Origin of the sequence: Pseudomonas sp. 3MA1, from assembly GCF_029237275.1 — a bacterium.
Taxonomy (GTDB): Bacteria; Pseudomonadota; Gammaproteobacteria; order Pseudomonadales; family Pseudomonadaceae; genus Aquipseudomonas; species Aquipseudomonas fluorescens_AP.
The window spans coordinates 766458-784184 of the sequence record NZ_JAACFX010000002.1; the positions used below are offsets into that span (position 1 = coordinate 766458).

At 60.7% G+C, this 17727-nt stretch carries 12 protein-coding genes; 3 read left to right on the forward strand and 9 right to left on the reverse strand.

All coding sequences use genetic code 11. The features are described from left to right. Positions 1 to 11 precede the first annotated feature (11 nt). The 4 genes from GWQ44_RS08675 to rpsU all read right to left on the reverse strand — a co-directional run bounded on the left by GWQ44_RS08675 (position 12) and on the right by rpsU (position 8452). Positions 12 to 3755 carry an EAL domain-containing protein gene (locus GWQ44_RS08675; protein WP_275927045.1) on the reverse strand — a complete coding sequence of 1248 codons (3744 nt, stop codon included), beginning with the start codon at positions 3753 to 3755 and terminating at the stop codon, positions 12 to 14. Between the two features lie 111 nt (positions 3756 to 3866). Further along, positions 3867 to 5714: an RNA polymerase sigma factor RpoD gene (rpoD, locus tag GWQ44_RS08680; RefSeq protein ID WP_016967955.1), complete on the reverse strand. Its 1848-nt coding sequence runs from the start codon at positions 5712 to 5714 to the stop codon at positions 3867 to 3869. Between the two features lie 67 nt (positions 5715 to 5781). Further along, positions 5782 to 7755 carry a DNA primase gene (gene dnaG, locus GWQ44_RS08685; protein WP_275927046.1) on the reverse strand — a complete coding sequence of 658 codons (1974 nt, stop codon included), beginning with the start codon at positions 7753 to 7755 and terminating at the stop codon, positions 5782 to 5784. A gap of 481 nt (positions 7756 to 8236) precedes the next feature. Continuing rightward, a complete protein-coding gene (gene rpsU / locus GWQ44_RS08690; RefSeq protein WP_002551877.1) occupies positions 8237 to 8452 on the reverse strand; it encodes a 30S ribosomal protein S21 in 216 nt (71 codons plus the stop codon). A gap of 200 nt (positions 8453 to 8652) precedes the next feature. Here rpsU and tsaD point away from each other — a divergent pair, with 200 nt between their 5' ends. Next, complete coding sequence (tsaD, locus tag GWQ44_RS08695) at positions 8653 to 9678, forward strand: tRNA (adenosine(37)-N6)-threonylcarbamoyltransferase complex transferase subunit TsaD (protein WP_016967952.1); 1026 nt, start codon at positions 8653 to 8655, stop codon at positions 9676 to 9678. 45 nt (positions 9679 to 9723) lie between these two features. On the opposite strand, the gene plsY is transcribed toward tsaD, so the two are convergent. After that, positions 9724 to 10293, reverse strand: a complete 570-nt coding sequence (plsY, locus tag GWQ44_RS08700; RefSeq protein ID WP_016967951.1) for a glycerol-3-phosphate 1-O-acyltransferase PlsY — start codon at positions 10291 to 10293, stop codon at positions 9724 to 9726. Positions 10294 to 10367: 74 nt separating this feature from the next. Between plsY and folB the strand changes: the two genes are divergently transcribed. Beyond that, entirely contained in the window at positions 10368 to 10721 is a 354-nt protein-coding gene (gene folB / locus GWQ44_RS08705) for a dihydroneopterin aldolase (RefSeq protein WP_016967949.1), read from the forward strand. Beyond that, complete coding sequence (folK, locus tag GWQ44_RS08710) at positions 10712 to 11227, forward strand: 2-amino-4-hydroxy-6-hydroxymethyldihydropteridine diphosphokinase (protein ID WP_016967948.1); 516 nt, start codon at positions 10712 to 10714, stop codon at positions 11225 to 11227. The genes folB and folK overlap by 10 nt, the downstream gene beginning before the upstream one ends. A 55-nt stretch (positions 11228 to 11282) precedes the next feature. On the opposite strand, the gene GWQ44_RS08715 is transcribed toward folK, so the two are convergent. The 4 genes from GWQ44_RS08715 to GWQ44_RS08730 form a co-directional block, all read right to left on the reverse strand. Continuing rightward, positions 11283 to 12512, reverse strand: a complete 1230-nt coding sequence (locus GWQ44_RS08715) for a multifunctional CCA addition/repair protein (protein ID WP_275927047.1) — start codon at positions 12510 to 12512, stop codon at positions 11283 to 11285. A gap of 65 nt (positions 12513 to 12577) precedes the next feature. Beyond that, entirely contained in the window at positions 12578 to 14140 is a 1563-nt protein-coding gene (locus GWQ44_RS08720) for a SpoVR family protein (RefSeq protein ID WP_016967945.1), read from the reverse strand. After that, positions 14137 to 15408 (reverse strand): YeaH/YhbH family protein, encoded by a 1272-nt coding sequence (locus GWQ44_RS08725; RefSeq protein ID WP_016967943.1) that lies wholly within the window; start codon positions 15406 to 15408, stop codon positions 14137 to 14139. The genes GWQ44_RS08720 and GWQ44_RS08725 overlap by 4 nt, the downstream gene beginning before the upstream one ends. 122 nt (positions 15409 to 15530) lie before the next feature. Then, entirely contained in the window at positions 15531 to 17453 is a 1923-nt protein-coding gene (locus GWQ44_RS08730; protein WP_016967942.1) for a PrkA family serine protein kinase, read from the reverse strand. Positions 17454 to 17727: the final 274 nt, after the last annotated feature.

Consider the following 17727-nt stretch of genomic DNA (forward strand, 5'->3'; position numbering starts at 1 on the left):
TAGGCCGCGGATTATAGCGATGGTTTCTCGGCTGTGCTATCCGAAAAATCGGAAACCCGGATCTGCAGGAAGGTCTCGCAGAACTCCTCGGCTTCCAGCGGCAGGCTGACGATGTAGCCCTGAATCTGCTCGCAGCCTTCCTGGGCGAGGAAGCTCTGCTGGTCATGGTTTTCCACCCCTTCGGCGATCACGGTGAATTGCATGCTGCGGCCCAGGGCGATGATGGCGCGGACAATCGCCACGTCGTGGGGGTCGTCCGGCAGGCCGCGAACGAAGGATTGGTCGATCTTGAGGAAGTCCAGGGGCAGGCGCTTGAGGTAGCTCAGGGACGAATAGCCGGTGCCGAAGTCGTCGATGGCCAGTTGCACCCCCAGGCGCTTGAGCTGGTGCAGCACTTCCAGGGCTTCCTCGGCCTGGCTCATGATGAAGTTCTCGGTGATCTCCAACTGCAGCAATCCGGGTTGCAGGTCGTAGTCGCGCAGCAGCTGTTCGATGCGGCCCAAGAGATTGGGTTGGCGCAGCTGGGCGCCGGCCAGGTTCACCGACAGCGGTCCGAAGTGCTCATAGTGCTGGTTCCAGGCATGCAGGTGCTGGCAGGCCTGTTCCAGGACCCAGTCGCCGATCAGCAGGATCATGCCGTTTTCTTCGGCCAGGGGAATGAAGTGCTCGGGCGGGACATCACCGAAGGTGGGGTGGTGCCAGCGGATCAGCGCTTCGGCGCCCACCAGTTCCTGGTTGCTGAGGCTGATCTTGGGCTGGAAGAACAACGACAGCTCATCGCGCTCGATGGCCCGGCGCAGTTCGTGTTCCAGGGCTACCCGCTCGCTGGCCTGGGCGGTCAGGTCGCGGGTGTAGCGTTCGACGCGGTTGCGGCCCTTGGCCTTGGAACGGTACATGGCGGCGTCGGCGTTCTTGATCAGGGTGGCGACGTCGCAGCCGTCCTTGGGGTAGAGGCTGGTGCCGATGCTGGCGCTGATGAAGAACTCGTGTTCACCGGCCTGGAACGGCGCGGTGAAGCAGTTCAGCAACTTGGTGGCGATGTGGTCGGCATCGCTGGCCTGGTGCAGCCCGGGCAGCAGGATGATGAATTCGTCCCCGCCCAGGCGAGCCACGGTGTCGATGTCGCGTAGCTGTTCCTTGAGGCGCACGGCGATGCCCTTGAGCAGCAGGTCGCCCACCGGGTGACCGAGGCTGTCGTTGATGTGCTTGAAGCGATCCAGGTCGAGGAACAGCACCGCGCCCTGGCCGCCGCTGTCCTGCTGGCCGTTGAGCGCGGCCAGCAGGCGGCTTTCGAACAGTGTGCGATTGGGCAGGCCGGTCAGGGGGTCATGGTGGGCCTGGTAGTCGAGCCGTGCCTGGGCGTGCTTGAGGCTGGAGATATCGGCGAACACCGCGACGAAATGGGTGATCTGCCGTTCCTTGTTGCGCACGGCGTTGATGGTCAGCCAGTTGGGGTAGAGCTCGCCGTTCTTGCGACGGTTGGAAATCTCGCCTTGCCAGTGGCCTTCCAGGGTCAGTTGATGCCACATCGCGGCGTAGAAGGCGCTGTCGTGCAGTCCCGATGCCAGCAGGCGCGGGGTCTGGCCCAGGGTTTCACTTTCGCTGTAGCCGGTGATTTCGCTGAAGGCCCGATTGACCGCACTGATGCGCTGCTGGGTATCGGTGATCATCACGCCCTCGGCGGTGCTTTCAAACACCGTGGCGGCCTGTTGCAGTTTTTCCTGCATTTGCTGGCGATCGGTAATGTCCCGGGCGATGGTCAGCATGCAGTCTTCATCGCCGATGGGCAGCGGCCGGCTGGACAACTCGCAAAGGCGGATCTGGCCATCGTTGCGGCGGATGTGGCAACGGAAATCACGGACAAACCCGTCGCGTTGCAGCAGGTCGAGCATCTGTTTGCGTTCGTTGAGGTTGACCCAGATCCCCAGCTCCAGGGTCGAGCGGTCCAGTGACACGGCGCTATTGAAACCGGTGATGCGGCTGAAACCCTCGTTGACCTCGATCAGCAGGCCATCGCGCTGGCGGCTCAGCAGCAGTCCGTCCGGGGAGGCGTGGAACGCTTTGGCGAATTTCTCTTCGGAGGTTTGCAGTTGCTGCTGGGTTTCCTTGAGTTGGCTGATGTCGCGCACCACCACCACCAGCGCCGGGGTGGTGTCGAGGTCAAAGGGTTCGGCGGAGATCAGCCCGGTGAACAACTGGCCACTGTGGCGGCGAAAGGGCATCTCCAGGTTGCGGATGCTGCCGGCCTGCAAACGCTGCAAGAGGCTGGGACCGACCCCTGGAATGCCCCAGATGTTCAGCTCGGTGGCGGTCTGGCCGATGACTGTTTCGGCACTCAGGCCGATCTGTTCCTCGAAGGCCTTGTTGACCTCCAGCAGGCAGCCGTCGGACAGGCGTGCGATGACCAGGATGTCCGGACACTGCTGGAACACCGAAGCGAACTTCTGCTCGGACAGGCGTAGCGCTTCTTCGGTGTGCTTGGCTTCGCTGATGTCGATCATCAGCCCGCGCATCACCGGTTCCTGGCCGTGCTCGATCAGGCTGACGATGTCGCGTACCCAGAGACAGCGGCCGTCGGCGGTGATCACCCGGTAGTCGAGGCTGTGGTCGCGCCCGGCCTGGACTTCGTGGTCGCAGAACGCCTGGGCCCGGGTCAGGTCGGCGGGGTGGATGATGTTGCGCCAGAACCCGGGAACCAGCCAGTGCGCCAGGGGATAGCCCAGTAGCGCTTCGGCGTGGGGCGAGACGTAGCTGTAGGTGAAGTCGCTGACGCGTGCTTCCCAGGCGATGGCCGACAGGCTCTCCACCAGGCTGCGGTAGTGGTATTCGCTGCTGCGCAGTTCCTGTTCCAGGGCCACCCTGCGGGAGATTTCCGAACTCAGGCGGCGGTTGATACGGATCACCACCGCCAGCACGGTGACCAGCAAGAGAAGCCCGGGCAGCCCGTAGAGCAACACGTCGGACCAGAAGGTCCGGTGGTCGAGGACGCTGCCGACCCAGTGCTGTTGAATCGCGCTGATTTCATCGGGGCTGAGGTCGGCCAGGACCTTGTCGAGAATGCCCACCAGGATCTTGCTGTCCCGCGGGACGCCCATCGCCAGCTGGTAGCGATAAGGTGTTTCGCCGCTGACATACAGGCCCTCGAGCTTGAGCTGGCGCAGGCTCCAGACACTGGAGGCCAGATCACCGACCACGGCATCCACTTCATCGGTGGCCAGGGCCTGCAGTGCGGAACTGATATTGGGCAGGGCGACCAGGTTCAGGTCTGGGTGATGGGTGCGCAGCAGTTCGTGGGGGGCGTAGTTTTCCACCACGGCCACTTTCAGGCCGTAAAGGTCCTGAAGGTTGCGCGGTTGTGCGCCGCCGCTGTGGGCCAGGATGACGATGGGGAAATCAAGGTAGGGGCGGGTGAACGCCATGTAGCTTTGGCGTTCCGGGGTCGACATGATCCCGGGCAGCAGGTCCAGCTTGCCTTGCTTGGCATCTTCGAGCACCTCGGTCCAGCTGGCGGGCTCGATGGGCGTCAGGCTCACTGACAGGCGTTCCTGGATCAGGTGGATGTAGTCCGCTGCAAGGCCCTGGTAGCGACCCTCTTCGTCTCGATATTCGAACGGCGGCCATGAAGCATCCACCCCCAGGCGCAGTTGCGGGTGAGCCTTGAGCCAGCCACGTTCTTCATCGGTGAGCGTCAGTGCGCCAGCCGTCGCCGTCCAGGTAAGCAGCGCCAGCAGTAGCATGGCCGACAGTCTGGGCATAACCGTCTCGTTATGGCACGGGGAATGTTTCGAGTGTAGACGGGCTGGGCAGCGAGGGAGAGTGAGGACCTGCAAAAAGCAAAACCCCCAGCTGGGCTGGGGGTCTTGGGCTTACTCGTCGAGGAAGGAGCGCAGATGCTCGCTTCGCGTCGGGTGGCGCAGCTTGCGCAGCGCCTTGGCTTCGATCTGACGAATCCGTTCACGGGTCACGTCGAACTGCTTACCAACCTCCTCGAGGGTGTGGTCGGTATTCATGTCGATGCCGAAGCGCATGCGTAGGACCTTGGCTTCACGGGCAGTGAGGCCGGAGAGTACTTCGCGGGTCGCTTCTTTCAGGCTCTCAACGGTGGCCACATCGATGGGCGACTGCATGGTCGAGTCTTCGATGAAGTCGCCCAGATGGGAGTCTTCGTCATCACCGATCGGGGTTTCCATGGAGATCGGCTCTTTGGCGATCTTCAATACCTTGCGGATCTTGTCCTCAGGCATTTCCATGCGTTCGCCCAGCTCTTCCGGGGTCGGTTCACGACCCATTTCCTGCAGCATCTGCCGGGAAATGCGGTTGAGCTTGTTGATCGTCTCGATCATGTGCACCGGAATACGGATGGTGCGGGCCTGGTCGGCGATCGAGCGAGTGATCGCCTGACGGATCCACCAGGTGGCATAGGTCGAGAACTTGTAGCCGCGACGGTATTCGAACTTGTCCACCGCTTTCATCAAGCCGATGTTGCCTTCCTGGATCAGATCGAGGAACTGCAGGCCACGGTTGGTGTACTTCTTGGCGATGGAGATCACCAGACGCAGGTTGGCCTCAACCATCTCTTTCTTCGCGCGGCGGGCCTTGGCCTCACCGATCGACATGCGACGGTTGATGTCCTTGATCTCGGCGATCTTCAAGCCGGTTTCGACTTCAAGAGCAGTCAGCTTCTGCTGGCAACGGATGATGTCCGGCTGCAGGCGGGCAATGGCTTCGGCGTATTTGGTCTTGCCTTTGGCCAGGGCGTCGGTCCAGCTTTCATCCACTTCGTTGCCCGGGAACTGGCGCAGGAAGTCGGCACGCGGCATGCGGGCATCACGCACGCAGAGCTGCATGATGGCGCGTTCCTGCTGACGCAGGCGATCCAGGGCACTGCGTACACGTTCAACCAGGCCTTCGAATTGCTTCGGAACCAGTTTGATCGGCATGAACAATTCGGCCAGGGCCAGCATTTCGGCGATGGCTTGCTTGTTCTCGCGGCCGTGCTTCTTCAGTGCCTTGCGGGTGATCTCCATCTGATCGGCGACGGCGCCAAAGCGCTGTGCGGCAATAACAGGATCGGGACCGCTTTCGGCTTCTTCTTCGTCTTCGGTCGCTTCAGCTTCTTCGTCGTCGCTGTCGTCGTCCGCTTTCGCGGTCTTGGTGTCGACAGGCGGCGGCACTTCGGCGGCAGGCGGCGTAATGCCGTCGTCCGGATCGATGTACCCGCTGAGAACGTCAGACAGGCGGCCACCTTCGGTGGTGACGCGAGTGTATTCGGCGAGGATGTGATCCACCGTGCCAGGGAAGTGCGCGATTGCGCCCATCACTTCACGGATGCCCTCTTCGATACGCTTGGCGATTTCGATTTCGCCTTCACGTGTGAGCAGCTCTACCGTGCCCATTTCGCGCATGTACATGCGCACTGGGTCGGTAGTGCGACCAATGTCGGTTTCCACAGCCGCCAACGCTGCGGCAGCTTCTTCAGCTGCTGCTTCGTCGGTGTCGGCTTCGGCCAACAAAAGGGCATCCGCATCCGGAGCACTCTCGAATACGTTGATCCCCATGTCGTTGATCATGCGGATGATGTCTTCCACCTGTTCCGGATCTGAAATATCCTCCGGCAGGTGGTCGTTGACCTCCGCGTAAGTCAGGTAACCCTGCTCACGTCCACGGCTGATCAACTCTTTGAGGCGAGACTGCTGTTGCGCTTTTCCGGACATAACACCCTATCCACTGAAGGTCTTGGCGGGCAAAAAACAAGCCGAGGATTATACCCGAGCTATGACCTCACGCGCCAGTTGAGGTCGGGTTTGATGCGGGAACATTGCGTTTTAAAAGCTCAACCAGCTGAATTTTCTCTTCGCTGCTGAGCTCGCTTTGACGCGATTTCCTGAGAAGTTGGTCTAAAACACGCTCGCGTTGGCGAGCGGACAAGCTATTAATGGTGTCGAAAAACTGTTGTTCAAGGTTATCTCCGTCGATCAACCACTCTTTTTCTGCCAGTGCAGTCAGCAGGTGGCCCTGCTGAGTGCCGTGCCAGCGCGCCATCAACTGATGAATAGAGCGTAGCTTAGGATTTTTCTGCACGGCTTCGATCAGAGCGACCAGCAACTGTGTATTGATGTTGTCGTCATCGGCAAAGTGCCCGGCATCTTCAACTTTTTCTGCCAACTGCGGGTGATGCAGCAAAGTGCGCAGGGCCGCCAGTGTCGGAGGCTCCACCGGCGCAGGAACCCGCTGGCCCCTGGGTTGGTCGCGATCGCCCTGGCGCTTGCCCTTGCCGTTCTTGTCCCAGGGTTTGTTGTCCCATTTCTTGCCGCCGCCATTTTTCTTCGGCGTCCACTCCTGTTGAGGGGCGTAGGCCTCCTGGTGGGGCTCATGGTAGTCGGCGTAATCCGGCATTGCGTCGTAATCAATGCCGGCGTCGTAGGCTGGCGGCGCTTCTGGCGCGGCGTTGTGGACCAGTTGCGTGACGGTTTCGCTGGTCAGGCCGGTGATCTCGCTGAGGCGCTGGCGCATTAGGGTGCGCAGGTTGGCCCCAGGGATTTTTTCGATCAGCGGCGCAGCCAGCGTGGCCAGATGCGCCTTGCCTTCCAGGGAGCGCGGGTCTGCTTCGTCGATCAGTTGCTGGAAAAAGTAATCCGCCAGCGGCTGCGCGTGCTGGTTGATCCGGGCGCGGAAAGCGTCGGTGCCTTCGGAGCGCACCAGGGTATCCGGGTCTTCGCCTTCCGGAAGGAACAAGAAGCGTGCGCGGCGTCCGTCCTGCAGGCAGCTGAGGGTGGCTTCCAGGGCGCGCCAGGCGGCCTTGCGTCCGGCCTGGTCGCCGTCGAAGCAGAACAGCACGTTGGGCACGATGCGGAACAGGCGCTTGAGGTGTTCCTCGCTGGTGGCGGTGCCCAGGGTCGCGACGGCATTGCGCAGGCCTTGCTGGGCCAGGGCAATCACGTCCATGTAGCCCTCGACGACGATGATTTCGTCGAGGTTGCGGTTGTTCTTGCGGGCCTCGTACAGGCCGTAGAGTTCCTGCCCCTTGTGAAACACCGGGGTTTCCGGGGAGTTCAGGTACTTGGGTTTGTCATCCCCCAGCACCCGGCCGCCAAAGGCGATGATCCGGCCGCGGGTGTCGCGGATCGGGAACATCACCCGGTCGCGAAAGCGGTCATAGCGCTTGCCGGTCTCGGCGTTCTCGATCAGCAGGCCGGCGTCGATCATGGCTTTTTGCTGCAGGGTGTCGCTGCTCAGGTGCTTGAACAGGTTGTCCCAGCCGGGCGGGGCGAAGCCCAAGCCGAAGTCGCGGGCGATCTCGCCGGTGAGGCCGCGTCCCTTGAGGTAGTCCACTGCTGCCTTGCGTGCCGGGTGGCTTTTCAGAGCCTGGCGATAGTAGTCGGCAGCGGCGGTCAGTAGCGTGTAGAGCGGAGAGTCCGTGGGCTGTCGGGGTTTGCGCTGGCCGCGACTGCTTTCCTCGCGGGGGATCTCCATTCCGGCGGCTTTCGCCAGTTCCTCGACGGCCTGGGGGAAGTCCAGGTTGTCGTGGTCCATGATGAAGCCGAGGGCGTTGCCGCCCGCGCCACAGCCGAAGCAGTAGTAGAACTGCTTGTCGGGGCTGACGCTGAAGGAAGGGGTCTTTTCCTTGTGGAACGGGCAGCAGGCGGTGTAGTTCTTGCCGGCTTTCTTGATTTGCAGGCGCGAGCTGACGACATCGACGATGTCGGTGCGGTTCAGAAGGTCGTCAATAAAGCTCTGGGGAATAAGCCCGGCCATGGCGTTCTCGTCATCACTGCGCGGAAAAATAGCCCTGGCGACGCTGTCGAAAGACCGGAGGCGGCGAGGCGTGAAAGTGGCGCGGCTCGGTTCGGGTTTTCGGCGTGATCGCAGTCGGGAAGTGTATCTGCCGAACGTCCACTGACGTTAGTTTCAATCAGTATTCGACTATTTGAAGGTGTTGCGCTGAGTCCGACAGTGGCCTTTGAGTGGCCTCGGATAGCTCATTAAGCGGGCGCTGGAGAAGTGCGCCTTGGGCTGATCGTCTGTAGGAATCAGTAAGGGTGTGCTCGTCAGTAGCCTTGGAAGGCTCGTCAGAAAAGACGTGCACCGCTGGCAAGAGCCAGGTCTGACGTGGTGAAGCAGATTCGTCTGGGTCGCATGGGCGGCTTTGACGGTGAAGCATCAAGCGTATTCCGCAAATGCCATTAGCCCGGCTGAGGGCCGGGCTTGGCAGAAGCTTGCAGCGAACGTCTGTGTATTAGTACAGACGTACGGCGCGGCGCTGTTCGCGCTGAACTTTCTTGGCGTGACGCTTAACAGCAGCAGCTGCTTTGCGCTTACGCTCGGAAGTCGGCTTCTCGTAAAATTCGCGGCTACGAACTTCAGCCAGAACACCGGCTTTTTCGCAGGAGCGCTTGAAACGACGCAGAGCTACGTCGAAGGGTTCGTTCTCTTTAACTTTGACGGCTGGCATCCAGAGCTACCTTCATTCATTACCGGGGTCAACGTTCTCGTCGCAAAAATCGCGGCTGAGGTCGTCGGTTTTTAAGGGTTGCGGATGTTAACCCCTCAACGCTCGGAATGCAAAGCCTCTGATCGAAAACCGCTGGTCGGGCGCGGAAGTGGCGACTATTATGCGCGCCTTCGAATTCAGCCTCTACAAGGCGCAAACCCATGCTAGTACTGGGATTAGAAACCTCCTGCGACGAAACCGGCGTCGCGCTTTACGACAGCGAGCGCGGCCTTTTGGCCGATGCGCTGTTCAGCCAGATCGACCTGCACCGCGTCTACGGCGGCGTGGTGCCGGAGCTGGCTTCCCGTGATCACGTCAAGCGCATGCTGCCGCTGATCCGTCAGGTTCTGGCTGAGGCCGACTGTGTGCCCACCGAGATCGATGCCATCGCCTATACCGCCGGTCCCGGCTTGGTCGGCGCCCTGCTGGTAGGGGCTTCCTGTGCCCAGGCGCTGGCATTTGCCTGGGGTATTCCGGCCCTGGGTGTGCATCACATGGAAGGTCATCTGCTGGCGCCCATGCTGGAAGAGCAACCACCGGAATTTCCGTTCGTCGCCTTGTTGGTGTCCGGCGGTCATACCCAGCTGGTTCGGGTCGACGGCATCGGCCAATACGAGCTGCTGGGCGAGACGCTGGATGATGCGGCAGGCGAAGCGTTCGACAAGACCGCGAAGATGATCGGCCTGAATTATCCCGGTGGGCCGGAAATTGCTCGTCTGGCCACTCAAGGCGTACCGGGACGGTTTGTCTTCCCGCGGCCGATGACCGATCGCCCTGGTCTCGATTTCAGTTTCAGCGGCTTGAAGACCTTCGCCCTGAACACCTGGCAGCAATGCGTCAGCGCTGGAGACGACGGTGAGCAAACCCGTTGCGACATCTCCCTCGCGTTCCAGCAGGCAGTGGTGGAGACTTTGACCATCAAGTGCAAGCGCGCCCTGAAGCAGACCGGCCTCAAGCGCTTGGTGATCGCCGGGGGCGTGAGCGCCAACAAGTCCTTGCGCGAGGCTCTGGAAAAGATGCTCGCGGAGATGAACGGCAATGTGTTCTATGCTCGCCCGCAGTTCTGCACCGATAACGGCGCGATGATCGCCTTTGCCGGCTGTCAGCGTTTGCAGGCTGGGCAGCAGGAGGGCCTGGCGATCACTGTGCAGGCGCGTTGGCCGATGGAGCAGTTGTCGGCCCTTTAGAGCGCGCGCGGCGGCGTCAGCTTGAGTCTTTTGATCGTCGAGGGCTCAGAAATGCCGTTCGCGGCCGGCAAACAGGTCGCGTAGATTGCCGCGATGGCGCCAGACGATCAGCAGCGTCAGCACGCTCATCGGCAGCAGCGCCTCGGGCTCCTGCCAGGCCAGCAGCGGCAGGGTCAGGGGCGTGGCGATCAAGGCGGCCAGCGAGCTGGTGCGGGTGAGGTAGAAGGTCAGCGCCCAGGCGGCGACGGCCAGCAAGGCGGCTGGAGGATAGAGCCCCAGCAGCATGCCGGCGGCGGTGGCGACACCTTTGCCGCCGCGAAAGCGGAAATACAGAGGGAACAGGTGGCCAAGGACGGCGTAGAGTCCGATCCAGGCCTGTTGTTGCAGCGAGAGCCCCGCAAGGTGCGCGATCAGTACGGGCACCAGGCCCTTGCAGAGATCCCCCAGCAGGGTCAGGACGGCGAGTTTCTTGCCGGCCAGGCGCAGCATGTTGGTGGCGCCGGCATTACCCGAGCCACTCATTCGCGGATCGGGATTGCCCGTCAGGCGGCTGAGCAAAATGGCGAAGGACAGAGAGCCAAGCAGGTAGGCGAGAATCGCCAGTAACCAAAACATGCTAACTATTCCGGGCGAGGAAGCCCTGATTCTAACGGCGCATTGCGCCCTTGTCGTGCTGCGGAGAAGAGTGCTTGGACAGAGTGTTTATCGAAGGACTGGAAGTGGACACCGTAATTGGAGCCTACGACTGGGAGCGTGGCATCCGACAGTGTCTGCGTCTTGATCTGAGCTTTGCCTGGGATAATCGCCCGGCCGCCGCCGGGGATGATCTGACGCTGGCACTGGATTACGCCAGCGTTTCCACGCGGATCCAGGCGTTTGCCGAGCAGGCCCAGTACCAGTTGGTGGAAACCTTTGCCGAGCGTCTTGCTGAAGTGCTGATGAGCGAATTCCACATCCCTTGGCTGCATTTGAAACTGACCAAGCCGGGTGCCGTTCCGGCTGCCACGGGCGTGGGCGTGGAGATCGAGCGCGGATGTCGCTGACTCAGGTGTTTCTGGGGCTTGGTAGCAATATCGAGCGTGAAGTCCACCTGTGCGCCGGGCTTGATGCCCTGGCCGGCTTCCTGGTGGATATGCGTTGCTCGGCGGTGTTCGAAAGCCAGCCGGTGGGGATCAAGAGCGGCCCGTTCTTCAATCTGGTGGTGTCGGGTTACACCGATCTGCCGTTGACCGAACTGGATCGGCGCTTGAAGTTCATCGAGGCGGACAATGGCCGCTATGCTCCGGATCGCAAAGGCTTGCCGCTGGACATCGATGTGCTGCTGTACGGCGATCTGACCGGCAATTTCGATGGCCTGATCCTGCCTCGCGCCGAGATCCTGAAGAATGCCTTTGTGCTTTGGCCGTTGTCGCTGATGGCCCCTGAGCGGGTGCATCCGCTGGCCGGCAAGAGCCTGGCGGCGCTTTGGCGTGAGGCGCAGATCGATCAGGTGCTGGCGCCGGTTGCATTCGAGTGGCAGGGCCGGCAACTGACGCCTCCGGGGCTCTAGTCCCCAGCCGATGGCTCCTGAGGTGGGCAAGGCCTGGGCCTTGCCCGCGAGGGGCTCAAGGTTTGGGCAGTTCCTTGTAGGCCTTGAGCGCTTTCAGTCTTTCCAGTCTCAACGCCTCGCCCAGCGCCGGGCCTTTGAAGCCTTGCTCAAGCAGCGGCTGGACCGCCACGGCCCGGGCTACATTGGCCGCGCTGCGCAGATAGTCGGCTTGGGGGTAAGGTCGCGACTCCAATCCCAACCGCCCGCGGGCATCCATTTCGCAAGCGCCAATGAACTCTTCAAAGCGTTGCGGGCGACGGAACACGTCGAAACTTTGCAGCAGCTCCAGCAGTGTCGAGGCCTTCAGTTCCTGCGCCTTGTGGGCATGGGTGTGGTACTGGCCGACCAGCAATGCCAGTTCCTGGCATTCCCGAGGCGCCTTGAACCGCTCGTTGACGGCCTTGATCAGCTCCAGTCCCTTGTGTTCGTGGCCGATGTGCCGTGGCCACTCTTGCTCGGGAGTCACGCCTTTGCCCAGGTCGTGCAGCAGGCACGCCCAGCGTACCGAGAGGGGCTGTTGGTGCAGCGCCGCCTGCTGCAGAACGCTGAGGGTATGCAGGCCGGTGTCTATCTCCGGATGGTGCGCTGCCGGCTGGGGAACGCCGAACAGGGCGTCGACCTCGGGCATCAGCACCGCCAGGGCGCCGCAGTCCCGCAGTACCTGGATGAAGACCTGGGGCTGCTCCTCCATCAGGGCCCGGGAAATCTCTTTCCAGCTGCGCTCCGCCGTGAGGGCCTGAAGCTCGCCTGACTCACTGAGCTCACGCATCAGTTCGAGCGTCTCTGTGGCCACCCTGAAACCCAGGCTGGCATAGCGCGCGGCAAATCGCGCCACTCGCAGCACTCGAAGAGGATCTTCGGCGAATGCCGGGGAAACATGACGTAACAGCCGCTCTTGAAGATCCTTCTGGCCGTTATAGGGGTCGGTCACCACACCCTGGTCATCCTCGGCCATGGCGTTGATCGTCAGGTCGCGGCGAATCAGGTCTTCTTCCAGGGTGACTTCCGGGCTGGCGTGAAAGGTAAACCCGCCGTAACCGCGTCCGCTCTTGCGCTCGGTTCGGGCCAGGGCGTATTCCTCGCCATTCTTGGGGTGCAGGAACACCGGGAAATCGGCGCCAACCGGGCGAAAGCCCTGGGCGATCATGTCTTCTGCGCTGGCGCCTACGACCACCCAGTCGATATCGGTGACCGGCCTGCCCAGCAAGCGATCGCGCACTGCGCCGCCGACTTTGTAAATCCGCATAAAAAACCTCCGTTAGCGCGACAGAATAACGCTTGTGCCGCGCTGACGGAGGACTGTTGTTGGGCTTAGAGGTGGATGACTGCCAGGTCGAGCCGACCGTAGTCGTTTTCGTTGTGATCGCCTCTTGGCGGGACGTGATGGGTTTTCACCACTTGATCGCCCTGCAGGGTTTCCAGGTGAATGTCGAAGCCCCAGAGGCGGTGCAGGTGCTTGAGTACCTCGTCGGTGGAGTCGCCAAGGGGTTTGCGATCGTGTTGCTGGTGACGCAGGGTCAGTGAGCGGTCGCCGCGGCGGTCGATGCTCCAGATCTGCACGTTGGGTTCGCGGTTGCCCAGGTTGTATTGCGCGGCCAGGGTTTCGCGGATGATCCGATAGCCGCTTTCGTCGTGGATCGCCGGCACCAGCAGGTCGTCCTTCTGGTCGTCATCCATGATGCTGAACAGCTTGAGGTCGCGGATCACCTTGGGCGACAGGTACTGCAGGATGAAGCTTTCGTCCTTGAAGCTGCTCATGGCGAACTTGATGCTCGACAGCCAGTCGGTGCCGGCCAGTTCCGGGAACCAGCGGCGGTCCTCTTCCGTGGGCTCCTCGCAAATGCGGCGGATGTCCCGGTACATGGCAAAGCCCAGGGCGTAGGGGTTGATGCCGCTGTAGTAAGGACTGTCGAAGCCCGGCTGGTAGACCACGCTGGTATGGGAGGCGAGGAATTCCATCATGAAGCCGTCGGTCACCAGGCCTTCGTCATACAGATCATTCATCAGGGTGTAGTGCCAGAAGGTCGCCCAGCCCTCGTTCATGACCTGGGTCTGGCGCTGCGGGTAGAAGTACTGGGCGATCTTGCGCACGATGCGCACGATTTCCCGCTGCCAGGGCTCCAGTAAGGGCGCGTGCTTTTCAATGAAGTACAGGATGTTTTCCTGAGGCTCGGCGGGGAAGCGAGCATTGTCCTTGTCGCTGTATTTGTCCGCGCCTTTGGGGATGGTGCGCCACAGGTCGTTGATCTGCTTCTGCAGGTGCTCTTCCCGGTCCTTCTGCCGGCGCCGTTCTTCCTCGGCGGAGATTGGGTAAGGCCGCTTGTAGCGGTCGACGCCGTAGTTCATCAGGGCATGGCAGGAATCCAGCAGGTCCTCCACGGCATCGATGCCATGGCGCTCCTCGCATTGCATGATGTACTGCTTGGCGAACACCAGATAGTCGATGATCGAGCTGGCGTCGGTCCAGGTGCGGAACAGGTAGTTGCCCTTGAAGAAGCTGTTGTGGCCATAGCAGGCATGAGCGACCACCAGGGCCTGCATGCAGATGGTGTTCTCCTCCATCAGGTAGGCGATGCATGGGTCTGAATTGATCACGATCTCGTAGGCCAGTCCCATCTGCCCGCGGCTGTAGGACTTTTCGGTGCTGAGAAAGTGCTTGCCGTAGGACCAATGGTGATAACCCAAAGGCATGCCCACCGAGGCATAGGCATCCATCATCTGCTCGGCGGTGATCACTTCGATCTGGTTGGGATAGGTATCCAGGGCATAGCGGGCTGCGATACGGCTGATTTCGCGGTCGTAGGCCTGGATCAGCTCGAACGTCCATTCCGAGCCGGTGGAGATGGGTTGGCGTTTCTGCTCTCTGGCGGTCATGTCACTAACCTGCGCTGGAAGAGTTCACGGAAGACCGGATAGATATCGCCGGCCGAAACCAATTGTTGCTGGGCGAACGTGTCGGAGAAGGCTTCGGCGATACGTTCGTATTCGAACCACAGGGCCTGATGCTCTCGCGGCGTGATCTCCACGTAGGTGTAGTACTGCACGAAAGGCATGATCTGGTTGATCAGGATATCGCGGCAGATGGGCGAGTCATCGTTCCAGTTGTCGCCGTCGGAGGCTTGTGCGGCGTAGATGTTCCATTCGTTGCTTGGATAGCGCTCGGCCATGATCTCCTGCATCAGCTTCAGCGCGCTGGAGACAATGGTCCCGCCGGTTTCCCGGGAATAGAAGAACTCTTCCTCGTCCACTTCGCGAGCGCTGGTGTGGTGGCGGATGAAGACCACGTCGATCTTGTCGTAGTTGCGCTTGAGGAACAGGTACAAAAGGATGAAGAAGCGTTTGGCAATATCCTTGGTGGCCTGGGTCATGGAGCCGGAGACGTCCATCAGGCAGAACATCACCGCCTTGGAGCTGGGGTTGGGCTGTTTCACCAGCAGGTTGTACTTGAGGTCGAAGGTGTCGAGAAATGGCACGCGATGAATGCGCGCGCTGAGGCGCTCGATTTCTGCTTCAAGTTCCTGAATATCTCCGAAGTTGTCTGGTTCTTCTCGTTTCAGGCGTTCCAGTTCTTCCTTCACCTCTCGCAGCTTGGCCCGACTGCTGCCGGACAGGGCGATGCGTCGGGCGTGCGCCGAGCGCAGGGTGCGGATGATGTTGATCCGCGACGGATTGCCTTCGTTGCTGATCCCCGCTCTTACGGTCTTGAAGGTGTCGGTGCCGGTCAGGTTGCGTTTGACCAGATTGGGCAGTTCCAGATCCTCGAACATGAACTCGAGGAATTCTTCCTGGGTGATCTGGAAGACGAATTCGTCCATGCCCTCGCCGGAGTTGCCGGCCTTGCCGCGGCCTGCGCCACCGCCGCCGCCCTGAGGCCTGGCGATATGTTCGCCGGCGGTAAATTCCTTGTTACCGGGATGGACCACGGTCTGCTTGCCGCCACGGCCGTGGTGCAGCACCGGTTCGTCGATATCCCGCCCGGGAATGCTGATTTGTTCGCCGTGCTCCATGTCGGTGATGGAGCGGCGGCTGACGGCCTCTTCGACAGCCTTTTTAATATGGTCACGGTAACGCCGCAGGAAGCGCTGGCGGTTCACCGTGCTCTTGTTCTTGCCATTGAGACGTCGGTCGATCACATAGCTCATAGGCCCCTCCGGGGAGCTTCAAGTCGTAAGCCTAAAGCCACAAGTGAACGCGCCGTCAGATCCCGGGATCGGGGTTCAACCACGTTTCTCTTGCAGCTTTCAGCTAGAAGCTTGCAGCTGCTTTACTGCGACTTTCTAACCCGCAGATACCATTCGGACAGCAGCCGAACCTGTTTGTCGGTGTAGCCGCGCTCGACCATTCGTGTGACGAAGTCGTTGTGTTTCTGTTGATCCTCCTTGCTGGCCTTGGCGTTGAAGCTGATGACCGGTAGCAGGTCCTCGGTGTTGGAGAACATTTTTTTCTCGATGACCACCCGCAGTTTTTCGTAGCTGAGCCAGGTGGGGTTCTTGCCGTTGTTGTTGGCCCTGGCGCGCAGGACGAAGTTGACGATCTCGTTGCGGAAATCTTTCGGGTTGCTGATGCCGGCCGGTTTTTCGATCTTCTCCAGCTCCTCGTTGAGGGCCACGCGATTGAGAATCTCGCCGGTTTCCGGATCGCGGTATTCCTGATCCTGAATCCAGAAGTCGGCATAGAGCACATAGCGGTCGAAGATGTTCTGGCCGTACTCGCTGTAGGACTCCAGGTAAGCGGTCTGAATCTCCTTGCCGATGAACTCGATATAGCGCGGCGCCAGGTATTCCTTGAGGAAACGCAGGTAACGCTCACGGGTCTCCGCCTGGAACTGTTCCTGCTCGATCTGCTGTTCCAGCACATACAGCAGGTGCACCGGGTTGGCCGCCACCTCGTGGGGGTCGAAGTTGAAGACTTTCGACAGGATCTTGAAGGCGAACCGGGTCGACAGGCCGTTCATCCCCTCATCGACGCCAGCGCTGTCGCGGTATTCCTGGATCGACTTGGCCTTGGGATCGGTGTCCTTGAGGTTTTCACCGTCATAGACCCGCATCTTCGAGTAGATGTTGGAGTTCTCCGGCTCCTTGAGGCGCGACAGCACGGTGAACTGCGCCAGCATCTTCAGGGTGTCGGGGGCGCAATGGGCCTTGGCCAGGGAGCTGTTGAACAGCAGTTTGTCGTAGATCTTCACCTCATCGCTGACACGCAGGCAGTAAGGCACCTTGACGATGTAGATACGGTCGATGAAGGCTTCGTTGTTCTTGTTGTTGCGGAAGGTGTGCCATTCCGATTCGTTGGAGTGGGCCAGCAGGATACCGGTGAAGGGGATCGCCCCCAGCCCCTCGGTGCTGTTGTAGTTGCCTTCCTGAGTGGCGGTCAGCAGTGGGTGCAGCACCTTGATAGGCGCTTTGAACATCTCGACGAATTCCATCAGGCCCTGGTTGGCCCGGCACAGCGCCCCGGAGTAGCTGTAGGCGTCGGCATCGTTCTGCGGGAATTCTTCCAGCTTGCGGATATCCACCTTGCCGACCAACGCCGAGATGTCCTGGTTGTTCTCGTCCCCGGGCTCGGTCTTGGCCACGGCGATCTGGTTGAGAATCGACGGGTACAGTTTCACCACCCGGAACTGGCTGATGTCACCGCCAAACTCCGCCAGGCGCTTGGTGGCCCAGGGCGACATGATGGTGTTGAGATAGCGCCGAGGAATGCCGAAATCTTCTTCGAGAATCGCGCCATCTTCCGTGGCGTTGAACAGCCCCAGTGGCGATTCGAAGACCGGGGAGCCCTTGATGGCGTAGAAGGGCACTTTCTCGATCAGTTGCTTGAGTTTCTCGGCCAGGGACGACTTACCACCGCCCACCGGGCCCAGGAGGTAGAGGATCTGCTTCTTCTCTTCCAGGCCCTGAGCGGCGTGTCGGAAGTAGGAGACGATCTGGTCGATGCACTCTTCCATGCCATGGAAGTCTTCAAAGGCCGGATAACGCCGGATCACCTTGTTGGAAAAGATTCGTGACAGCCTCGAGTTGGTCGAAGTGTCCAGTAGTTCTGGCTCGCCGATGGCCAATAGCAGGCGTTCGGCGGCGGATGCATAGGCGCTTCGATCTTTCTTGCACAGCTCCAGGTATTCCTGCAGTGAGAATTCTTCCTGGCGTGTGGATTCGAAGCGCTGTTGGAAGTGGCTAAAAATACTCATGACGTCACCTCGCTCGATACGTGGAGCCGGCGTCGGATCAGTCAGTCAAGTGCTGGCATGCAGCTGAGTTTCCAGCTGCTGTTTACCCCCCAGAACACTTCCAAAGCTATCGACCTTGAAAGCTAGTACCGATGACCCGCTCGCCGGTGTACCGGCTCTCCCCTGATTTGGATGGCCTGAGGCTAAGGATAGTTCGGAATCCGGGAGGTCAAGGCGAGATGGGGAATTAGTTGCGCACTACCGTTCGTCCGGTGGCGCGTCAGCCCACGTAGTA